At 76.5% G+C, this 933-nt stretch carries 1 protein-coding gene and 1 pseudogene; both read left to right on the top strand.

Annotation, left to right across the window (positions count from 1 at the left end):
* Nucleotides 1–703: o-succinylbenzoate--CoA ligase (gene menE, locus A9X05_RS20730; RefSeq protein WP_082971028.1), on the top strand; the 703-nt coding region annotated here is incomplete at its 5' end.
* An 11-nt stretch (nt 704–714) separates the two neighbouring features.
* A pseudogene (locus tag A9X05_RS20725) lies at nt 715–933 on the top strand (hypothetical protein); the annotation flags it as partial.

Below are 933 nucleotides of genomic sequence, written 5' to 3'. Positions count from 1 at the left end.
GCTGGTGGCCACGCAGCTGGCCAAGGCGCTGACCGACCCGGCGGCCGCCGCCGCGCTCGCCGAACTGGACGCCGTCCTGCTCGGCGGCGGCCCGGCCCCGCAGGGGGTGCTCGACGCCGCCGCGGCGGCCGGCGTCGCCGTGGTGCGCACCTACGGGATGAGCGAAACCGCGGGCGGTTGCGTGTACGACGGCGTGCCACTGGACGGCGTCCTGGTCCAGGTCGCCGCCGGCGGCCGCGTCCTCCTCGGCGGCGCGACCCTGGCCAAGGGTTACCGCAACCCGGTGCAGCCCGACCCGTTCGCCGCGCCCGGCTGGTTCCGCACCGACGACCTCGGCGCCGTCGACGAGGCGGGTGTGCTGACCGTGCTGGGCCGCGCGGACGACGCGATCAGCACGGGCGGGCTCACCGTGCTGCCGCAATTGGTCGAGGCGGCGCTGGGCACCCACCCCGCCGTCGCCGACTGCGCGGTGTTCGGCCTGCCCGACGACCGGCTGGGCCAGCGGGTGGTCGCCGCGATCGTGCTGGCCGAGGGCCACGCGGCTCCGACGCTGGACGAGCTGCGCGCCCACGTGGCAGGCACCCTGGACACCACCGCCGCCCCGCGCGAACTGCACGTCGTCGAGGCGTTGCCGCGGCGCGGCATCGGCAAGGTCGACCGGTCGGGGTTGGTGCGCCGGTTCGCCGGGCCGGCCGATCAATAGGCTGGTCGACCGTGAGGCTGGCACGTCGGGAGTTTGTGGCCGCCGCGGTCGGGGCGGTGCTGGTGGGCGCGGCGTTCGTGCTGCCGCGGCTGCACTGGGGTGTGCGGCCGAGGACCGACGTCGGCCAGGAGCGGTTCGGCACACACACCGGGGCCGCCCCGATCTTCGGCGCCTGGGAGATTCACGCCAGCTGGGGCACCGGGCCTGCCATCGCCATCGCGATCGCCGCG

Origin of the sequence: Mycobacterium sp. E3298 (assembly GCF_001666895.1) — a bacterium.
In the GTDB taxonomy this organism is placed as follows: domain Bacteria; phylum Actinomycetota; class Actinomycetes; order Mycobacteriales; family Mycobacteriaceae; genus Mycobacterium.
Note: the sequence above shows the minus strand (reverse complement) of the source record. Positions and strands in the feature narration are given on the sequence as shown.